This window comes from Streptomyces sp., from assembly GCF_035563135.1.
GTDB lineage: Bacteria > Actinomycetota > Actinomycetes > Streptomycetales > Streptomycetaceae > Streptomyces.
Map to the genome: position 1 here is coordinate 1 of NZ_DATMVN010000312.1, position 16,613 is coordinate 16,613.

The window sequence follows — 16,613 nt, forward strand, 5'->3', positions numbered from 1 at the left end:
TGGCCCAGCCGGCGCCGGCGATCCCCAGCGGGCCGAGCAGCACGGCGGCGCCGGCCAGGACGAGGACGCACATCGCTCCCTGCAGGACGGCCAGGGCCCCCGTGCGGCCCTGCACCCGCAGCACGCCGATGTACAGCTCGACCACGACCCTGGGCAGGGCGGCCGCGGCCAGCAGCCGCAGGACCAGGGTGCCGTGGGCGGCGTAGCCGGAGCCGAAGGGGCTGAGGATCTGCGGGGCGAGGAGGACCAGCACGGCCACGACGGGAACCAGCAGGACCGCCATGCGGCGCAGTGCCCCGCGTACGCCTTCGGCGAGGCGGCCGGGGCTGTGCGAGGCGTGCGCGGTGAGCGAGGCGGCCATGTTGACGGCCATGAACTCCATGGTGCCGCCGACGGTGTAGGCGATGTAGAAGAAGCCGTTGTGCGCGGCGTCGAAGCGCACGGCCACCATCACCGGCAGCAGGTTGATCATGGCCAGGCTGAAGAGCGCGCCGACGGAGTCCCCGGCCAGGAATCTGCCGATCTCACGCAGCCGGGGCGGCTCGCGGTCGCGGTCGGCTTCCGCCTGGCGGGGGATCAGCCGCCGGAAGACCAGCAGGCCGAGCGGCAGTACGGACAGGGCGATCGCCGCGGCCCAGGACACGAAGACGCCGAGGACCGGCAGGGCGGTCGCGAACGCGGCGAGGAGCAGCAGCTTGCCGAGGGAGAACACCGCGTTGCCGACCGGTACCCAGAAGGCCTGGCGCAGCCCGGTCAGCACCCCGTCCTGGAGCGTGAGGACCGCCCAGGCGACGCAGGAGCCGGTGAAGACGAGCCCGGCGGACAGGGTGCCGAGCGGGGCGTACGAATCACCCCACAGGTCCAGGGTGAGCAGGAAGACCCCGCAGGCCAGGGTGACGACGACGGAACTGACCAGGTAGGCGCGGGCGACCAGGGAGGCGGTGGCGCGTCCGGCTCGGGGCACGTAGCGCACGACGGCGCCGATCATCGTGGTCGCGGTGACGGAGGCGAGGAGCCGCATCGCCGCGATGGCGGCGGAGCCCTGGCCGACGGCCTCCTCCGTGTAGTAGCGGGCGGCGACCAGCCAGAAACCCAGGCCGAGGGCGGCGGAGACACCGGTGGAGAGCATCAGGGCGTAGGCGTTGCGGAACAGCGAGTCGCCGCCCGCACCGTCCTTCGGGAGGGGCGAGGACGTCGCACCGGCCTTCGCCGGGCCGGTGTCCGTCGTGTCAGCCACCGGGAAGCGCTCCCGCGGGCCCGGCGCCCGCCTTCGCGCGACGACCGGTGGCGGGGCCGTTCCTCACGGATCCGGGTACGGCGTCCACGCCGGACGGATGCGCTGCGGCGCGGTCCGCCGGACCGCTCTCCCCATGAACCATGTGTTCCCCCCAGAACCCCGCCCAATGTGGCCCGGTCCGCGGCCCTTCGTCAACCATGCGGAAGGACCCGCCCCTCGGCCGGGGCGGGTCCTTCCACAACGACGTACCGGGGGTGCCGGTGACGCCGGCTCACTCGTCCACGGTCAGGCCCTTCCTGAGCTTGACGAGGGTCCGGGAGAGCAGCCGGGACACGTGCATCTGCGAGATGCCGAGCTCCTCACCGATCTCCGACTGCGTCATGTTGGAGACGAAGCGCATGGAGAGGATCGTGCGGTCGCGCAGGGGGAGCGAGGCGATGAGCGGCTTGAGGGACTCGACGTACTCGATGCCCTCGATGCCGTGGTCCTCGTAGCCGAGGCGGTCCGCGAGGGCGCCCTCGCTGCCGTCGCCGTTGTCCTCGGCCTTGGCGTCCAGCGAGCTCGCGGTGTACGCGTTGCTCGCGGCCATGCCCTCGACGACCTCGTCCTTGGTGAGGCCGAGGCGGTCGGCGAGTTCGGCGACCGTGGGGGCGCGGTCCAGCTTCTGGGCCAGCTCGTCACCCGCCTTGGCCAGGTCGAGCCGCAGCTCCTGCAACCGGCGCGGGACGCGCACGGACCAGCTGGTGTCGCGGAAGAAGCGCTTGATCTCGCCGATGATGGTGGGCATCGCGAACGTCGGGAACTCGACGCCCCGGCTGAGCTCGAAGCGGTCGATCGCCTTGATCAGGCCGATGGTGCCGACCTGGACGATGTCCTCCATGGGTTCGCTGCGGGTGCGGAACCGGGAGGCGGCGAACTTCACCAGGGCGAGGTTGAGTTCGACCAGGGTGTTACGGACGTACGCGTGCTCGTGGGTGCCCTCGTCGAGGGTTTCGAGCCGTGCGAAGAGCGTCTTCGACAGGGCCCTGGCGTCCAGCGCGCCGATCTCGGCGTAGGGCGGGATCGCGGGGAGTCCCTCGAAACCCTCGAATTCTTCGCCCTGAAGAAGGCCGTCGCCGGTCAGGTCTGTGGTGGTGCCTGTGGTGCTCCGCGGGCCGGGCACGGCGCTCGCGGCAGCGGAGTCGGAATCGGTCGGTCCCTGAGGACATGCCGACGTCGCGATGCGGGTACGCGATACGTCGAGCCGGGGTGACATGGTTCTCCTCCATCGTTCTCGGCATATGGCTGCCGATGCCCATACGTCTTCCTGCGGTGAAGCGGCGCCTCCGAAGCCGATCGGAATTCCTGGTGCAGATGTCTTCTCTACCCTTACCCGGTTCCAGCCGTGACTTACAAGCACCAATTCCGCCTGTATGTCCGGTTTGTTGAGTTCTCCGACTACCGTGTGGCGAGGGAAACGCGTAATGTGCCACGCACGTCGGGGGCAGCCACGATGAAGTCGCGTACACAGGGGCGCGGGTAGTGACGGACGGCGAAGAGGGACAGGGAATGGACCGCGGGACGGTCGGCAGTGCGAACCAGGGTCGGCTGAGTGTCGAGGTCCGGACCGAAGGGCGCAGCGAAGTCGTGACGCCGGTGGGTGAGCTCGATCACCACACGGCCGATCTGCTTCGGGAGCCTTTGGAGAGCGCGGTCGAACAAGGACGTTTGCGTCTGGTTGTCGACTGTGCGCGGCTCGACTTCTGCGACTCCACCGGGCTCAACGTGCTGCTCGGCGCCAGGCTGAAGGCCGAGGCGGCCGGGGGAGCGGTTCACCTGGCCGGAATGCAGCCCGTGGTGGCTCGCGTCTTCGAGATCACGGGAGCGGAAGCGGTCTTCACCGTCCACGCCTCGCTCGAAGCCGCTCTGAGCGACTGACCGCGGCTTCTTCCATGCGCATCCCCGGTCGCGGGAGCCCCCGCTGTCGCGAGAGTCTCGCTCATGGCGTACTTGTAGGGGGTGTCGTCACCTTTCAGCCGGGCAGGAGACACCCCGTCGGGGTGAGGAACCCCGCACACGCTGTATCTGATCAGTATCTGTTCGATGGCAACACACGGTGAATCGGTGAGGTGAAGCGCTGATGAGCACCACCCGGCAGCATCCGCCGGGCGGCCTCGGCCGCGAGCCGGACGGCACGGGGACCGCCTCTGCCGTGCCCGCTGACCGGCAGTGGCGCACGCTCTCGCTGAGGGAGGCCACGGGCATCGTTCCCATGGCCCGCGACTTCGCCAGGCAGGCGCTCCACGACTGGGGCTGGCTGCCCGCGTCGGGCGCCGACCGGAAGGCCGCCGCCGAGGACGTCCTGCTGGTCGTCTCCGAGCTGGTCACGAATGCCTGTCTGCACGCGGACGGCCCCGATGAGCTGCGTATCGCCTGGTCGTCGAAGGTCCTCCGGGTGGAGGTCGCCGACGGCGGAGCGGGACAGCCCGCACCCCGCACCCCGCACCGCGCGGGGCGGCCGGGCGGGCACGGCATGTTTATCGTGCAGCGGCTCTGCCTGGACTGGGGCGTGACACGCACCCCTGAACAGCCCGGTAAGACCGTCTGGGCGGAGCTCGCCGCACCGCCCGCGTGACCCGACCCCGCCCCGGCCCTTCCTTCTCCGCGTACGCCCGCACGTACGGCTCAGGCCCCCGCACCGGACCGGTGCGGGGGCCTGAGCCGTACGTGCGGGGTCCGTGTCAGCGGACGTCGCCCATGAGGGCCTTGACCTTGCCGCGGTACATGAAGACCGCGACACCTGCGACGACCGCGAGCGCGGCCTGGAGGGCCACCACCCCGGTGCCGTTGAGCTCGACGCCCGCGATGGACAGCAGGCCCGTGGTGCAGTCACCGGCGGTCACGGCCAGGAACCAGACACCCATCATCTGGCTGGCGTACTTGGCGGGCGCCATCTTCGTGGTGACCGAGAGGCCCACCGGGGAGAGCGTCAGCTCACCCACGGTCTGCACGAAGTAGATCGCGACCAGCCACATCGCGGCGGCCTTGTGGCCGTCACCCGCGATGGTCAGCGGCGCCAGGAAGAGGAAGAACGACGCGCCGACCAGCACCAGACCGGAGCTGAACTTCACGACCGTGCTCGGCTCCTTGCCCCGCCGGTTCAGCGCCAGCCAGAAGGCGGCGAAGACCGGGGCCAGCGCCATGATCAGGATCGGGTTGACCGACTGGTACCAGGAGACCGGGAAGGCCCAGCCGAGGACCGAGTTCTCCGCGGAGGACTCGGCGAAGATCGCCAGGGTGGAACCGCCCTGGTCGTAGATCATCCAGAAGATGGCGGCGGCCACGAAGAACCAGATGTAGCCGGACATCTTCTTCTGCTCGGTCTGGCTGAGCTCCTTGTCGCGCTTGATGCGCGCCAGGACCATCACCGGGATGACCAGGCCTGCGATCGTGATCGGGACCAGCAGCCAGTTCAGCGTGTAGACGCCGGTGACGACCGTGCCGATGTAGAAGACGGCCGCGATGCCCAGCCAGATCATCGACTTGCGCAGGGTGGAGGCGCGCTCGTCGGCGGAGAGCGGCTTCGGCACGACGAGGCTGCGCTCGTTCAGGTGGCGCGTGCCGAGCAGGAACTGGGCGATGCCGAGTCCCATGCCGAGGGCGGCCAGGGCGAAGCCCAGGTGCCAGTTGACGTTCTCACCGACGGTGCCGATCACCAGCGGGGCGGCGAAGGCGCCCACGTTGATGCCCATGTAGAAGATCGTGAAGCCACCGTCACGACGCGGGTCGTCCGGGCCGTCGTAGAGGTGGCCGACCATCGTGGAGATGTTGGACTTCAGCAGACCGGAGCCGATGGCGACCAGGCCGAGCCCGGCGAAGAAGGTGCCCTCGGAGGGCAGCGCCAGCGTCAGGTGGCCGAGCATGATGACGCCGCCGGCGATGGCGACGGTCTTGCGGGGGCCCCAGACGCGGTCGCCGAACCAGCCGCCGGGCATGGCGAGCAGGTACACCAGCGACAGGTAGACCGAGTAGATCGCCGTGGCCGTGGCGGGGTTCATGTGAAGCCCGTTGGGAGCGATCAGGTAGAGCGGGAGAAGGGCGCGCATGCCGTAGTAGCTGAAACGCTCCCACATCTCCGTCATGAAGAGAGTGGCCAGGCCGCGGGGGTGGCCGAAGAAGGTCTTCTCGGAGCCGGAAGTGCCGGCCGAGTCCTTCGTCAGGCTGGACGCCATGGTCGATCCTTGCTGGTCGGGACGCGCCGCCTCGTGAGGGGTACGCGCCCGGTGGGGGGTGGCCGGCACCGGGGCGGAAGCGCCCCACCCCTGACGCCTCAAGGGATTCGACCCGGCCACCCGATCCGTAGGGAGTGCGGGGGGCGGAGCCGTGGGACCGACCGCTCAGGGATCCACGCCCGGTGCGCGTCCTCGCGCTCCGGGCCCGGCCCACAGGTCATTCACTGGTCGGGGCCGGGGAGAACCGGCCCGTACACAAAAGTGACCCCCTGGCGCAGAAAGCAGCCAAAAGGTCCTTCAGCGGTGCAACAGGCGTCGAGCAACCATACGACATGACACACGGGGATATGGAAGGACTTGAGAGATGGATCACAGGTTTACGTGGAACCACATTCCCATATTCAAAGGAGGATGTCCGATTCGTGGCCCTGACCCGCAGGGCTTGCCCAGTGCCTCACCCCAGCAGGCCTGTGCGGACTACCATCACTGCATGACCCGTGTACTGCTCGCCGAGGACGACGCATCCATCTCGGAGCCGCTGGCTCGCGCCCTGCGTCGTGAGGGTTACGAGGTCGAGGTCCGCGAGGACGGACCGACCGCACTCGACGCCGGGCTCCAGGGCGCCGTCGACCTGGTCGTCCTCGACCTGGGGCTGCCCGGGATGGACGGCCTGGAGGTCGCCAGGCGGCTGCGGGCCGACGGCCACGCGGTACCCATCCTGGTGCTCACGGCCCGGGCCGACGAGGTCGACACGGTCGTCGGCCTCGACGCCGGGGCCGACGACTACGTCACCAAGCCCTTCCGCCTGGCCGAGCTCCTCGCCCGGGTCCGCGCCCTGCTGCGCCGCGGCGCCACCGAGCACGCCCCGCAGCCCGCCACGCACGGCGTCAGGATCGATGTCGAGTCGCACCGGGCCTGGATGGGAGAGGAGGAACTCCAGCTCACCGCCAAGGAGTTCGACCTGCTGCGGGTCCTCGTGCGGGACGCCGGGCGGGTCGTCACCCGCGACCAGCTGATGCGTGAGGTCTGGGACACCACCTGGTGGTCCTCCACCAAGACCCTCGACATGCACATCTCCTGGCTCCGCAAGAAGCTCGGCGACGACGCGGCCAATCCGCGCTACATCGCCACCGTCCGGGGCGTCGGCTTCCGGTTCGAGAAGAGCTGACGTACAGAACAGACATGCGCCGCCGACTGATCAACTCCACGCTCGCAGTGGTGCTCGTCGTGATCGCCGTCTTCGGCGTGTCCCTCGTCATCGTCGAGACCCGCACCATCAGCAACAGTGCCCAGGAAAGCGTCGACTCCGAGGCCTTCCGGCTGATCAGCGTCGTCGAGAGCCGGCTGCTCGGTGCCGAGCGGATCACCCCCCAGGTCCTGGCCGAGCAGGTGGACCCCAGCCGCTACGCCCGTGTCGAGATCCCCGGCCGGGCCCCCATCGAGGTGGGCGAGCGCCCCACGGACAGCGACGTCACCCGCAGCACCGAGACGGGGGAGCGGGGCGAGAAGGTCACCGTCGAGGAGTCCCGCTCCGCCGTGACCCGTGAGGTCGGCCGGACCCTGCTGATCATCGGAGCGGTGGCGCTGCTCGCCATCATCTCCGCCGTACTCCTCGCCGTACGCCAGGCCGACCGGCTGACCTCCCCGCTCACCGACCTCGCCGAGACCGCCGAACGCCTCGGATCGGGCGATCCCCGCCCCCGGCACAAGCGCTACGGGGTGACGGAGCTGGACCGGGTCGCCGACGTCCTGGACTCCTCCGCCGAGCGGATCGCCCGGATGCTGACCGCGGAGCGGCGTCTCGCCGCGGACGCCTCCCACCAGCTCCGTACGCCGCTGACCGCCCTCTCCATGCGGATCGAGGAGATCTCCGTCACCGACGACCCGGAGACGGTGAAGGAGGAGGCGAACATCGCGCTCACCCAGGTCGAGCGGCTCACGGACGTGGTGCAGCGGCTGCTGACGAATTCCCGTGACCCGCGCACCGGCTCCGCCGTCGTCTTCGACCTCGACGAGGTCGTCAAACAGCAGATCGAGGAATGGCGGCCCGCGTACCGCAGCGCCGGCCGCGCCGTCGTCTGCTCGGGCAAGCACGGCCTGGAGGCCGTCGGCACCCCCGGAGCCGTCGCCCAGGTGCTCGCCGCGCTGATCGAGAACTCACTGATGCACGGTGGCGGCACGGTCGCGCTGCGTACCCGCATCACCGGCAACCAGGTCGTCGTCGAGGTCACGGACGAGGGCCCCGGAGTCCCCGCCGACCTCGGGGCGCGGATCTTCGAGCGCACCATCAGCGGCCGCAACTCCACCGGAATCGGCCTCGCCGTGGCCCGGGACCTCGCCGAGGCCGACGGCGGCAGGCTCGAACTGCTCCAGCAGCAGCCACCGGTCTTCGCCCTCTTCCTCAGCCGGGTCGCGCCGGGCCGCAAGGACTCCGTACGCCCGGTGCGCTGAGCCCCAGCGGGGTACGGGGCCGGGAGCTAGCGGGGCACCACGGGGCCGGGAGCTACTTCGTCGGAGGGCCGCCGCTGCTCCAGAAACCGTTCCGCGTCGAGCACGGCCTCCTTGGCGGGCAGCGCCCTGAACACCCAGGTGCGGTAGGACCAGAAGCGGAACAGGGTGGCGATCCCGATGCCCAGGATCTTGAAGACGTTGCTCTGGACCGGGCTGTTCCACCCGAAGCCGTACGTCGCCACGTAGAGCACGCCCGTCTCGATCACCGCACCGACGGCGCTGAACAGCAGGAACAGCGTCAGCTCACGGGTCCGGCCGGTCTTGTCCCGGTCCCGGTAGGTCCAGTAGCGGAAGCCGACGTAGTTGAAGAGGATGGCGACGACCGTCCCCATGAGCCCGGCGCGCACCACCGGGATGTCCGTGGTGCGCCAGATCAGGTTGGAGACGGCGATGTTGACGACCAGCCCGAGTGCGCCGACCGCGCCGAACTTGGCGACCTCCCGGGCCAGCAGATCAAGCCGGGTCCGCAGTGCGCCCCGTTCGCTCATGGTGATCGCTCAGCCCCGTCCGGTCGGTTTCGTCAACCCGGCCATGCTATCCAGCCCTCCCGTGTGATGCCTGTGAAGCGGACGGCCCGTCCGGCGAGGCGTCCCGCCCGGGAGCCGCGGGGGCCTGCCGGGAGAGGGTGAGGGGCGCTCCCGCACGCCCGATACCCTGGACATGTGACGTTCCCTGTAGTCGGCATGGTCGGCGGCGGTCAGCTCGCCCGTATGACCCACGAGGCGGGCATCCCCCTCGGCCTGAAATTCAAGCTCCTCAGTGACACTCCCCAGGACTCGGCCGCCCAGGTGGCCGGCGAAGTCGTCATCGGCGACTACCGCGACCTGGAGACGCTGCGCGCCTTCGCACGCGGCTGTGACGTGATCACCTTCGACCACGAACACGTGCCGACCGAGCACCTGCGGGCCCTGGAGGCGGACGGCATCCCCGTGCGCCCCGGCCCCGACGCTCTGGTGCACGCCCAGGACAAGGGGGTGATGCGCGCGAAGCTCATGGAGATCGGCGCGCCCTGCCCCCGTCACCGCCTCGTCGCGGACCCGGCGGACGCCGCCGCCTTCGCCGAGGAGGTGGGCGGCTTCCCCGTCGTCCTCAAGACGGTCCGGGGCGGTTACGACGGCAAGGGCGTCTGGGTGGTCCGCTCCGAGGCGGACGCCGCCGAGCCCTTCCGGGCCGGTGTTCCCGTCCTCGCCGAGGAGAAGGTCGACTTCACCAGGGAGCTGGCGGCCAACATCGTCCGCTCGCCGCACGGCCAGGCCGTCGCCTACCCCGTCGTCGAGTCCCTCCAGGTCGACGGGGTCTGCGACACCGTCATCGCCCCGGCGCCCGGCCTGGACGAACGCCTCGCCGGCGAGGCCCAGCAGCTCGCGCTGCGGATCGCGGCCGAGCTCGGCGTGGTGGGCCACCTCGCGGTGGAACTCTTCGAGACGCGCGACGGACACATCCTCGTGAACGAGCTGGCGATGCGCCCGCACAACTCCGGGCACTGGACCCAGGACGGTGCGGTCACCTCGCAGTTCGCCAACCACGTGCGGGCCGTCCTGGACCTCCCGCTCGGCGACCCCCGCCCGCGCGCCGCCTGGACGGTCATGTGCAACGTCCTCGGCGGCGACTACCCGGACATGTACCAGGGGTACCTGCACTGCATGGCCCGCGACCCGCAGCTCAAGATCCACATGTACGGCAAGGACGTGAAGCCGGGCCGCAAGGTGGGCCACGTCAACACCTACGGCGACGATCTGGCGGACGTGCGCGAGCGCGCCCGGCACGCGGCCGACTACCTGCGAGGAACGATCACCGAATGACCGCACCAGGCTCCGCCCCCGTCGTCGGCATCGTCATGGGCTCGGACTCCGACTGGCCCGTGATGGAAGCGGCCGCCAAGGCCCTCGACGAGTTCGAGATCCCCTACGAGGTCGACGTCGTCTCCGCCCACCGCATGCCGCACGAGATGATCGCGTACGGCGAGAAGGCCGCGGACCGCGGTCTCAGGGCGATCGTCGCGGGAGCGGGCGGTGCGGCCCACCTGCCCGGCATGCTGGCCTCCGTCACGCCGCTGCCCGTGATCGGCGTCCCGGTCCCGCTGAAGTACCTCGACGGCATGGACAGCCTGCTGTCCATCGTCCAGATGCCGGCCGGGGTCCCCGTCGCCACGGTCTCCGTCGGCGGTGCCCGTAACGCGGGCCTGCTCGCCGCCCGCATCCTCGCCGCCCACGACAGCGCGCTGCTGGAGCGGATGAAGGAATTCCAGCAGGAGCTCAAGGAGCAGGCGACGGAGAAGGGCAAGCGGCTGCGCGCCAAGACCCAGGGTGCGGATTCCTTCGGCTTCGGGAAGTAGGCGGTCGTGGATGGACCACCTGGACCGCGCCCGGCTGCTCCTCGCCGACCATCCCGTCGTCGACGGCCACAACGACCTTCCCTGGGCCCTGCGCGAGCAGGTCGGTTACGACCTCGACGCCCGTGACATCTCCCGGGACCAGACCGGCACCCTGCACACCGACATCCCGCGGCTGCGGGCCGGCGGTGTCGGCGCGCAGTTCTGGTCGGTCTACGTCACGCCCCGCCTGGCGGGCGACGCCGCGGTCAGCGCCACGCTGGAGCAGATCGACGTGGTCGGCGAGATGCTGGCCCGCTACCCGGCCGACCTGCGGCGCGCCCTGACCGCCGACGACATGGAGGAGGCCCGCGCCGAGGGCCGTACAGCCTCCCTGATGGGTGCCGAGGGCGGCCACTCCATCAACAACTCCCTGGGCACGCTGCGCGCCCTGCACTCCCTGGGCGTCCGCTACATGACGCTCACGCACAACGACAACACCGACTGGGCGGACTCGGCGACCGACTCCCCGCGCGTCGGCGGCCTGTCGGAGTTCGGCCGTGAGGTCGTACGCGAGATGAACCGCATCGGCATGCTGGTCGACCTCTCCCACGTGGCGGACACCACGATGCGTGACGCGCTGGCCACCTCCGTCGCGCCGGTGATCTTCTCGCACTCCTCCGCGCGGGCGGTCTGCGACCACCCGCGCAACATCCCCGACGACGTGCTGCGGATGCTCGCGGCCAACGGCGGCGTGGCCATGGCGACCTTCGTACCGAAGTTCGTCCTGCCGGCGGCCGTCGAATGGACGCTCGCCGCGGACCGCAACATGCGGGAGCACGGCCTGCACCACCTGGACACCACACCGGCCGCCATGCGCATCCACGCGGACTTCGAAGCGCTCCACCCGCGCCCGATGGCCACCGTGGCCACGATCGCCGACCACCTCGACCACATGCGCGAGGTCGCCGGGATCGACCACATCGGCATCGGCGGCGACTACGACGGCACGGCGTTCCTCCCGCTGGGGCTGGAGGACGTCTCGGGCTATCCGCACCTGATCGCGGAGCTGCTCACACGTGGCTGGTCGGAGTCCGACGTCGCCAAGCTGACGTGGAAGAACGCGGTACGGGTCCTGCGCGACGCCGAGGCGGTGTCCCGCGACCTGAGCAGCCGGACCGGCCCGTCCCACGCGACGATCGACGAGCTGGACGGCCCGGCCCGCTGACCCCGGCGCCCGGCGGGAAGGCGGCGGCCCCGGGGCCGCCGCCTTCCCGCGTCGGTCTCTTCTTGTGCCGGGGCGGGGGCAGCTCCTCGCGTCAGGCCTTCGGGCGGCCCATCGCCCGGTACGTCCAGCCGGCCTCGCGCCACACCACGGGGTCCAGTGCGTTGCGGCCGTCCAGCATGATCCGCCGTCCCACGGCCTCGCCCAGCGCAGCCGGGTCCAGCTCCCGGAATTCGCTCCACTCCGTCAGGTGCAGCACCACGTCCGCACCGCGCACGGCGTCCAGCGCCGTGTCCGCGTAGCCGAGCGTCGGGAACAGCTGCCGGGCGTTGTCCATGCCCTTGGGGTCGAACACCGTCACCTGGCCGCCCTGCAGATGGATCTGCCCGGCGACGTTCAGGGCCGGCGAGTCGCGTACGTCGTCGGAGTCCGGCTTGAAGGTGGCGCCCAGCACCGCGACCCGCGTGCCGAGGAACGACCCTCCGCCCACGGCCTCGCGGGCCAGCTCCACCATGTGCCCGCGCCTGCGCATGTTGATGGAGTCGACCTCCCGCAGGAAGGTCAGCGCCTGGTCGGCGCCCAGCTCGCCGGCGCGCGCCATGAAGGCGCGGATGTCCTTGGGCAGGCAGCCCCCGCCGAAACCGATCCCGGCCCGCAGGAACTTCTTCCCGATGCGCTCGTCGTGGCCGATGGCCTCGGCGAGCTTCACCACGTCACCGTCGGCGGCCTCGCAGACCTCGGCCATGGCGTTGATGAACGAGATCTTGGTCGCGAGGAAGGAGTTGGCGGAGGTCTTCACCAGCTCGGCGGTCGGGAAGTCCGTCACCACGAAGGGCGAGCCCTCGGCGATCGGTCCCGCGTAGACCTCGCGCAGCAGCTTCTCGGCCCGCTCGCTCCCGACACCGACGACGATCCGGTCCGGGTGCAGCGTGTCCTTCACCGCGAAGCCCTCACGCAGGAACTCCGGGTTCCAGGCCAGCTCCGCGTCCGTACCCGCCGGCGCCAGCTCGGCCAGCCGTGCCGACAGCCGGGCGGCGGAGCCCACCGGGACGGTGGACTTGCCCACGACCAGCGCGGGCCGGGTGAGCTGCGGGGCCAGTGACTCGAAGGCGCTGTCCACATAGCTCATGTCGCAGGCGTACTCGCCGTGCTTCTGGGGAGTGTTCACGCAGACGAAGTGCACATCGCCGAACGCGCCGATCTCCTCCCAGGAGGTGGTGAACCGCAGCCGTCCCGTGGACCCTTCGAGGCCGGCGACATGCTTCCGCAGGATCTCCTCGAGCCCCGGCTCGTACATCGGCACCCTGCCGGCCGAGAGCATCTCGATCTTCTCGGGCACGACATCGAGCCCGAGGACCTCGAAGCCCAGCTCCGCCATGGCCGCGGCATGGGTGGCGCCGAGGTAGCCGGTGCCGATCACGGTGATCCTGAGGGCCATGGGTGCTCCTGAACGATGCGGACAGACGTGCGGAGCCGAGCATAACCGGGCGTGCGGAACGCCGTTCCCGGCCGCCTCGGGGGCGGCCCGCACGGCTGTCGGCAAGCTCACGTGCCCCGCCCGTATGCCTTCGCTCGGCAGGGCCACTAAAATTGGGTTACTTAACGGTAGTTAGCATCCTTGGGGAGTGAACGTCTTGGCGGGTTCGACCGATTTCGACCTGTACCGTCCGGCCGAGGAGCACGACATGCTCCGCGAGACGATCCGTTCGCTCGCCGAGGCGAAGATCGCCCCGCACGCCGCCGCGGTCGACGAGGAGGCACGCTTCCCGCAGGAGGCACTGGACGCATTGGTCGCCTCGGACCTGCACGCGGTCCACGTCCCGGAGGAGTACGGCGGCGCGGGCGCCGACGCGCTCGCCACGGTCATCGTGATCGAGGAGGTGGCCCGCGTCTGCGCGTCCTCCTCCCTGATCCCGGCCGTGAACAAGCTGGGCTCGCTCCCGGTGATCCTCTCCGGCTCCGAGGCCCTCAAGAAGAGGTACCTGGGCCCGCTCGCCAAGGGCGACGCGATGTTCTCGTACGCCCTCTCCGAGCCGGACGCCGGCTCGGACGCGGCGGGCATGAAGACCAAGGCCGTCCGCGACGGCGACTTCTGGGTCCTCAACGGCGTGAAGCGCTGGATCACCAACGCGGGCGTCTCCGAGTACTACACGGTCATGGCGGTCACGGACCCGACGAAGCGCTCCAAGGGCATCTCGGCGTTCGTCGTCGAGAAGTCGGACCCGGGCGTCTCCTTCGGGGCCCCGGAGAAGAAGCTCGGCATCAAGGGCTCCCCGACGCGCGAGATCTACCTCGACAACGTCCGCATCCCCGCCGACCGCATGATCGGCGAGGAGGGCACCGGCTTCGCCACGGCGATGAAGACCCTGGACCACACCCGCATCACGATCGCGGCCCAGGCGCTCGGCATCGCCCAGGGCGCCCTCGACTACGCCAAGGGCTACGTCCAGGAGCGCAAGCAGTTCGGCAAGCCGATCGGCGACTTCCAGGGCGTTCAGTTCATGCTCGCCGACATGGCGATGAAGCTGGAGGCGGCCCGCCAGCTCACCTACTCCGCCGCCGCCAAGTCCGAGCGCCTCGACGGTGACCTGACCTTCTTCGGCGCCGCGGCCAAGTGCTTCGCCTCCGACGTCGCGATGGAGGTCACCACGGACGCGGTCCAGCTGCTCGGCGGCTACGGCTACACGCGGGACTACCCGGTGGAGCGGATGATGCGCGACGCCAAGATCACCCAGATTTATGAAGGCACGAACCAGGTCCAGCGCATCGTCATGGCAAGGAACCTGCCGTAGCAGGGTTTTCGCAGGTCAGCCGCCTTTTCCGGTGATCTCGGAGAGGTGATCGGCTTCCGATCCGTTCGGGCCCGTTCCGGCCCCTTCCTGGGCGTCATGCTGGGGGAATCCTGGGCGGACACTGGCCCCGGAACGGGTGCTGACCTGCATAAACGACAAGGCCCCCGGCGTGATGCCGGGGGCTTTTCGTATGGGCTGGGTCAGGCGACTTCGTCTCGCTCGGTGGGGTCGTCCGCGTCGGGGGTCAGCATGGTGGCGATGGCTGCGCGCCCTCGCTGCTCGGCACCCTCGAAGATGTAGTGATAGCGCTCGCGGAGCACGTCCGTGCTGCTGTGCCCCATCCAGTCGGCAACGTCGTTCTCAGGGACGCCCGCATAGAGCAGCCGGGACCCGTAGTAGTGCCGCATGGAGTGCGGCTTGCAGTAGGTCACCTCACCCTTCGTCAGGGCGACCAGCCAGATTTGCCGGTAGAAGTACGAGGCGTACAGGTACCCGGTGCGAGTGATGTTGGGGAACAGCAGGCGCTCCGATCCCCATACGCCGTGGTTCTTGATGTGCCTGCGCAGCTCGAAGGCCACGTTCGGCGGAAGGGGCACCACTCGCCCCGGCTCCTCTTCGTCACGGGCCTTGATGTGCCGCCGCTGTAGTGCGCTGTTCTTCCCCGACTCAGATTCGCCGTCCTCCGCTATCTGGAAATCGACGCGTAGGACCTCGGCCTGGAAGTCGATCTGATCGCGTGAGACCGCCATGGCCTCGCCGATCCGGAGACCGCATCCCGCCATGAGCCAGAGCATCGCCCGATATCGGGGCGGAACCCCGTTCAGCATGGCCAGCACTTCCCGAGTCGTCAGCCGCCGGGCGTTGCTCTTGTGCTCGCGTATTTCCTTGGCACGGCTGCCTGCGTGCCTGATCTTCTTGCACGGATTGCGCCCGATGATCTCGTTGACAACGGCCCAATCCATCATCCCGGAGAAGAACGAAAACCGCTGACGCCGAGTCCGGGCAGAGAGGTTTCTGTCCTGCTCCATCCACAGCAGCCATTGTTCGATGTCCGCGACCTTCAAGGACACGATGGAGCGGGCCTTGAAGAACGGTTCCAGGGTCGTGTTCTGGATCGATCGGTACTGCTTCTTGGTGCTGTTCTCCAGCTTCCTTTGCTGGGTCCACTGCTCCCAGACACTTGTCACCGGCTGCTTGCCCAACCTGTCATCCAGGTAGGTACCAGCGTCGAGTTCCTGTTCCTTGCGCTTGCGCTGGTCGTCGGCGCGCTTCTTAGTCTCAAAGGATTTTTGCCGCTGCTTCCCATCCGGGTCGTACCAAAAGGTCGTCCACTTCTTCGGGTCGTCTGTCGACCTTGCTACCCAAGCCCTTGCCACTGGCGAGCCCACCCCTTCAGCCATCGAGCCCGCTGACCGGGCCCTCACTAAGTCTGCGCCATGACCACCCAGGGTTGTCAACACAGGGTGGACCACCCTGTGTGGTGCTACAGTGGGAGGTGTGGAAGCAGATGAGAGCGGGTTCGAGATCAGTCAGCAGCAGGGAAGTTGGGTAGTACGGATGTGGTGGCCGACCGGCCCTGTGACAGGTGGCCCGCAGCGGATGACCGTGGAGCCTGCTGCGGACGCGCCCACTCGTGACGTTGCCCGGGGCATTTCTACGACCGTGCTGCGCAGGCTGGACATCGCGGCAGCGATGAACGTAGCCAAAGTGGCTCCAGAGGCTCAGCGCACGCTGGAGGACGTGGCTCGGAAGCTCGAAGAGGGCGGACGGGTCGCCGGTGAGATCCTGGCTAGTGAGGGAGTTTCTGAGCGGTACTTGGCGATGTTGGCCGCCACCTATACCGGCATGGCGGACAGTGGGGCCCCCGCTCCCGTCCCGTGGCTGGCCCGAGTGATCGGGCGCCGCCCTGAGACCGTCAAAGATCACTTGAAGAAGGCTCGCCGAGAGGGCTTCCTGAGCACGCTTGCTGGCAAGGCGGGAGGCGAGCTGACTGAGAAGACCAAGGACGTATTGGGCGCTGTGCTCAAGTCTGGGAGTTAATGACTCCATTCCATATTCAAGATTCACATGCCCCCGAGGCCACTCGGGGGTTTTTTTATTTTCGGAGGACAGATTGACCAAGCTCATGACTTTGAATGATGTGGCTGAGTTCCTGGCCAAACCCCGTAGTTGGGTGTACGAGAATTGGAAGCGGGAGGAGATCCCATTTCGGAGGGTCGGGCAGTCGCTCCGGTGCCGTCCTGTGGATCTGGACCGCTGGCTGGACAGGCAGGGGACGCGGTGAGCTACCGATTTGCCAAGGTCTACCGACCCGAGCGCTCGAACC

Annotated in this window: 16 protein-coding genes; 10 read left to right on the forward strand and 6 right to left on the reverse strand. The window is 69.1% G+C overall.

Annotated features, from left to right (window positions below):
* Together VN520_RS13640 and VN520_RS13645 are read right to left on the reverse strand one after the other, a co-directional pair.
* The coding region (locus VN520_RS13640) for a lipopolysaccharide biosynthesis protein (RefSeq protein WP_414719843.1) at positions 1-1,237 on the reverse strand (1,237 nt) is incomplete at its 3' end.
* A gap of 271 nt (positions 1,238-1,508) precedes the next feature.
* Positions 1,509-2,492 (reverse strand): RNA polymerase sigma factor SigF, encoded by a 984-nt coding sequence (locus tag VN520_RS13645; protein ID WP_325747159.1) that lies wholly within the window; start codon positions 2,490-2,492, stop codon positions 1,509-1,511.
* Positions 2,493-2,785: 293 nt separating this feature from the next.
* Between VN520_RS13645 and VN520_RS13650 the strand changes: the two genes are divergently transcribed.
* Complete coding sequence (locus tag VN520_RS13650) at positions 2,786-3,154, forward strand: STAS domain-containing protein (RefSeq protein WP_325747160.1); 369 nt, start codon at positions 2,786-2,788, stop codon at positions 3,152-3,154.
* Between the two features lie 202 nt (positions 3,155-3,356).
* A complete protein-coding gene (locus VN520_RS13655; RefSeq protein WP_325747161.1) occupies positions 3,357-3,851 on the forward strand; it encodes an ATP-binding protein in 495 nt (164 codons plus the stop codon).
* A 106-nt stretch (positions 3,852-3,957) separates the two neighbouring features.
* On the opposite strand, the gene VN520_RS13660 is transcribed toward VN520_RS13655, so the two are convergent.
* The gene (locus VN520_RS13660; RefSeq protein ID WP_325747162.1) at positions 3,958-5,448 is read right to left on the reverse strand and encodes an oligopeptide:H+ symporter; all 1,491 of its coding nucleotides are present in this window, start codon (positions 5,446-5,448) and stop codon (positions 3,958-3,960) included.
* Between the two features lie 490 nt (positions 5,449-5,938).
* On the opposite strand from VN520_RS13660, the gene VN520_RS13665 reads away from it, so the two are divergent.
* Complete coding sequence (locus tag VN520_RS13665; RefSeq protein WP_325747163.1) at positions 5,939-6,616, forward strand: response regulator transcription factor; 678 nt, start codon at positions 5,939-5,941, stop codon at positions 6,614-6,616.
* A 14-nt stretch (positions 6,617-6,630) separates the two neighbouring features.
* Positions 6,631-7,899: an ATP-binding protein gene (locus VN520_RS13670; RefSeq protein ID WP_325747164.1), complete on the forward strand. Its 1,269-nt coding sequence runs from the start codon at positions 6,631-6,633 to the stop codon at positions 7,897-7,899.
* A 26-nt stretch (positions 7,900-7,925) separates the two neighbouring features.
* Here VN520_RS13670 and VN520_RS13675 read toward each other — a convergent pair whose 3' ends face one another.
* Entirely contained in the window at positions 7,926-8,447 is a 522-nt protein-coding gene (locus VN520_RS13675) for a GtrA family protein (protein WP_325747165.1), read from the reverse strand.
* A 174-nt stretch (positions 8,448-8,621) separates the two neighbouring features.
* Here VN520_RS13675 and VN520_RS13680 point away from each other — a divergent pair, with 174 nt between their 5' ends.
* From VN520_RS13680 to VN520_RS13690, 3 genes are read left to right on the forward strand one after another with little or no spacing between them, the layout of a single operon-like run.
* Complete coding sequence (locus tag VN520_RS13680; RefSeq protein ID WP_325747166.1) at positions 8,622-9,761, forward strand: 5-(carboxyamino)imidazole ribonucleotide synthase; 1,140 nt, start codon at positions 8,622-8,624, stop codon at positions 9,759-9,761.
* Positions 9,758-10,294 carry a 5-(carboxyamino)imidazole ribonucleotide mutase gene (gene purE / locus VN520_RS13685; protein ID WP_325747167.1) on the forward strand — a complete coding sequence of 179 codons (537 nt, stop codon included), beginning with the start codon at positions 9,758-9,760 and terminating at the stop codon, positions 10,292-10,294. The genes VN520_RS13680 and purE overlap by 4 nt, the downstream gene beginning before the upstream one ends.
* Before the next feature lie 10 nt (positions 10,295-10,304).
* On the forward strand, positions 10,305-11,498 hold the full coding sequence (locus tag VN520_RS13690; protein WP_325747168.1) for a dipeptidase: 1,194 nt from the start codon (positions 10,305-10,307) through the stop codon (positions 11,496-11,498).
* Between the two features lie 91 nt (positions 11,499-11,589).
* Here the strand turns inward: VN520_RS13690 and VN520_RS13695 are convergent, their stop codons facing one another.
* Entirely contained in the window at positions 11,590-12,933 is a 1,344-nt protein-coding gene (locus tag VN520_RS13695; protein ID WP_325747169.1) for a UDP-glucose/GDP-mannose dehydrogenase family protein, read from the reverse strand.
* Positions 12,934-13,129: 196 nt separating this feature from the next.
* On the opposite strand from VN520_RS13695, the gene VN520_RS13700 reads away from it, so the two are divergent.
* Entirely contained in the window at positions 13,130-14,287 is a 1,158-nt protein-coding gene (locus tag VN520_RS13700) for an acyl-CoA dehydrogenase (protein ID WP_325747186.1), read from the forward strand.
* A 200-nt stretch (positions 14,288-14,487) separates the two neighbouring features.
* On the opposite strand, the gene VN520_RS13705 is transcribed toward VN520_RS13700, so the two are convergent.
* Positions 14,488-15,663: a site-specific integrase gene (locus tag VN520_RS13705; protein WP_325747187.1), complete on the reverse strand. Its 1,176-nt coding sequence runs from the start codon at positions 15,661-15,663 to the stop codon at positions 14,488-14,490.
* Between the two features lie 121 nt (positions 15,664-15,784).
* Between VN520_RS13705 and VN520_RS13710 the strand changes: the two genes are divergently transcribed.
* Complete coding sequence (locus VN520_RS13710) at positions 15,785-16,327, forward strand: hypothetical protein (protein WP_185300444.1); 543 nt, start codon at positions 15,785-15,787, stop codon at positions 16,325-16,327.
* An 85-nt stretch (positions 16,328-16,412) separates the two neighbouring features.
* The gene (locus VN520_RS13715; RefSeq protein WP_325747170.1) at positions 16,413-16,571 is read left to right on the forward strand and encodes a helix-turn-helix domain-containing protein; all 159 of its coding nucleotides are present in this window, start codon (positions 16,413-16,415) and stop codon (positions 16,569-16,571) included.
* The last annotated feature ends 42 nt before the right edge of the window (positions 16,572-16,613 follow it).

Excerpts from the sequence above, each read along its gene's own strand:
- VN520_RS13695 (WP_325747169.1), bottom strand. The coding sequence starts at position 12,933 with ATGGCCCTCAGGATCACCGTGATCGGCACCGGCTACCTCGGCGCCACC.
- VN520_RS13660 (WP_325747162.1), bottom strand. The coding sequence starts at position 5,448 with ATGGCGTCCAGCCTGACGAAGGACTCGGCCGGCACTTCCGGCTCCGAG.
- VN520_RS13690 (WP_325747168.1), top strand. The coding sequence starts at position 10,305 with ATGGACCACCTGGACCGCGCCCGGCTGCTCCTCGCCGACCATCCCGTC.
- VN520_RS13665 (WP_325747163.1), top strand. The coding sequence starts at position 5,939 with ATGACCCGTGTACTGCTCGCCGAGGACGACGCATCCATCTCGGAGCCG.
- purE (WP_325747167.1), top strand. The coding sequence starts at position 9,758 with ATGACCGCACCAGGCTCCGCCCCCGTCGTCGGCATCGTCATGGGCTCG.
- VN520_RS13645 (WP_325747159.1), bottom strand. The coding sequence starts at position 2,492 with ATGTCACCCCGGCTCGACGTATCGCGTACCCGCATCGCGACGTCGGCA.
- VN520_RS13655 (WP_325747161.1), top strand. The coding sequence starts at position 3,357 with ATGAGCACCACCCGGCAGCATCCGCCGGGCGGCCTCGGCCGCGAGCCG.
- VN520_RS13670 (WP_325747164.1), top strand. The coding sequence starts at position 6,631 with ATGCGCCGCCGACTGATCAACTCCACGCTCGCAGTGGTGCTCGTCGTG.
- VN520_RS13715 (WP_325747170.1), top strand. The coding sequence starts at position 16,413 with ATGACTTTGAATGATGTGGCTGAGTTCCTGGCCAAACCCCGTAGTTGG.
- VN520_RS13675 (WP_325747165.1), bottom strand. The coding sequence starts at position 8,447 with ATGAGCGAACGGGGCGCACTGCGGACCCGGCTTGATCTGCTGGCCCGG.
- VN520_RS13650 (WP_325747160.1), top strand. The coding sequence starts at position 2,786 with ATGGACCGCGGGACGGTCGGCAGTGCGAACCAGGGTCGGCTGAGTGTC.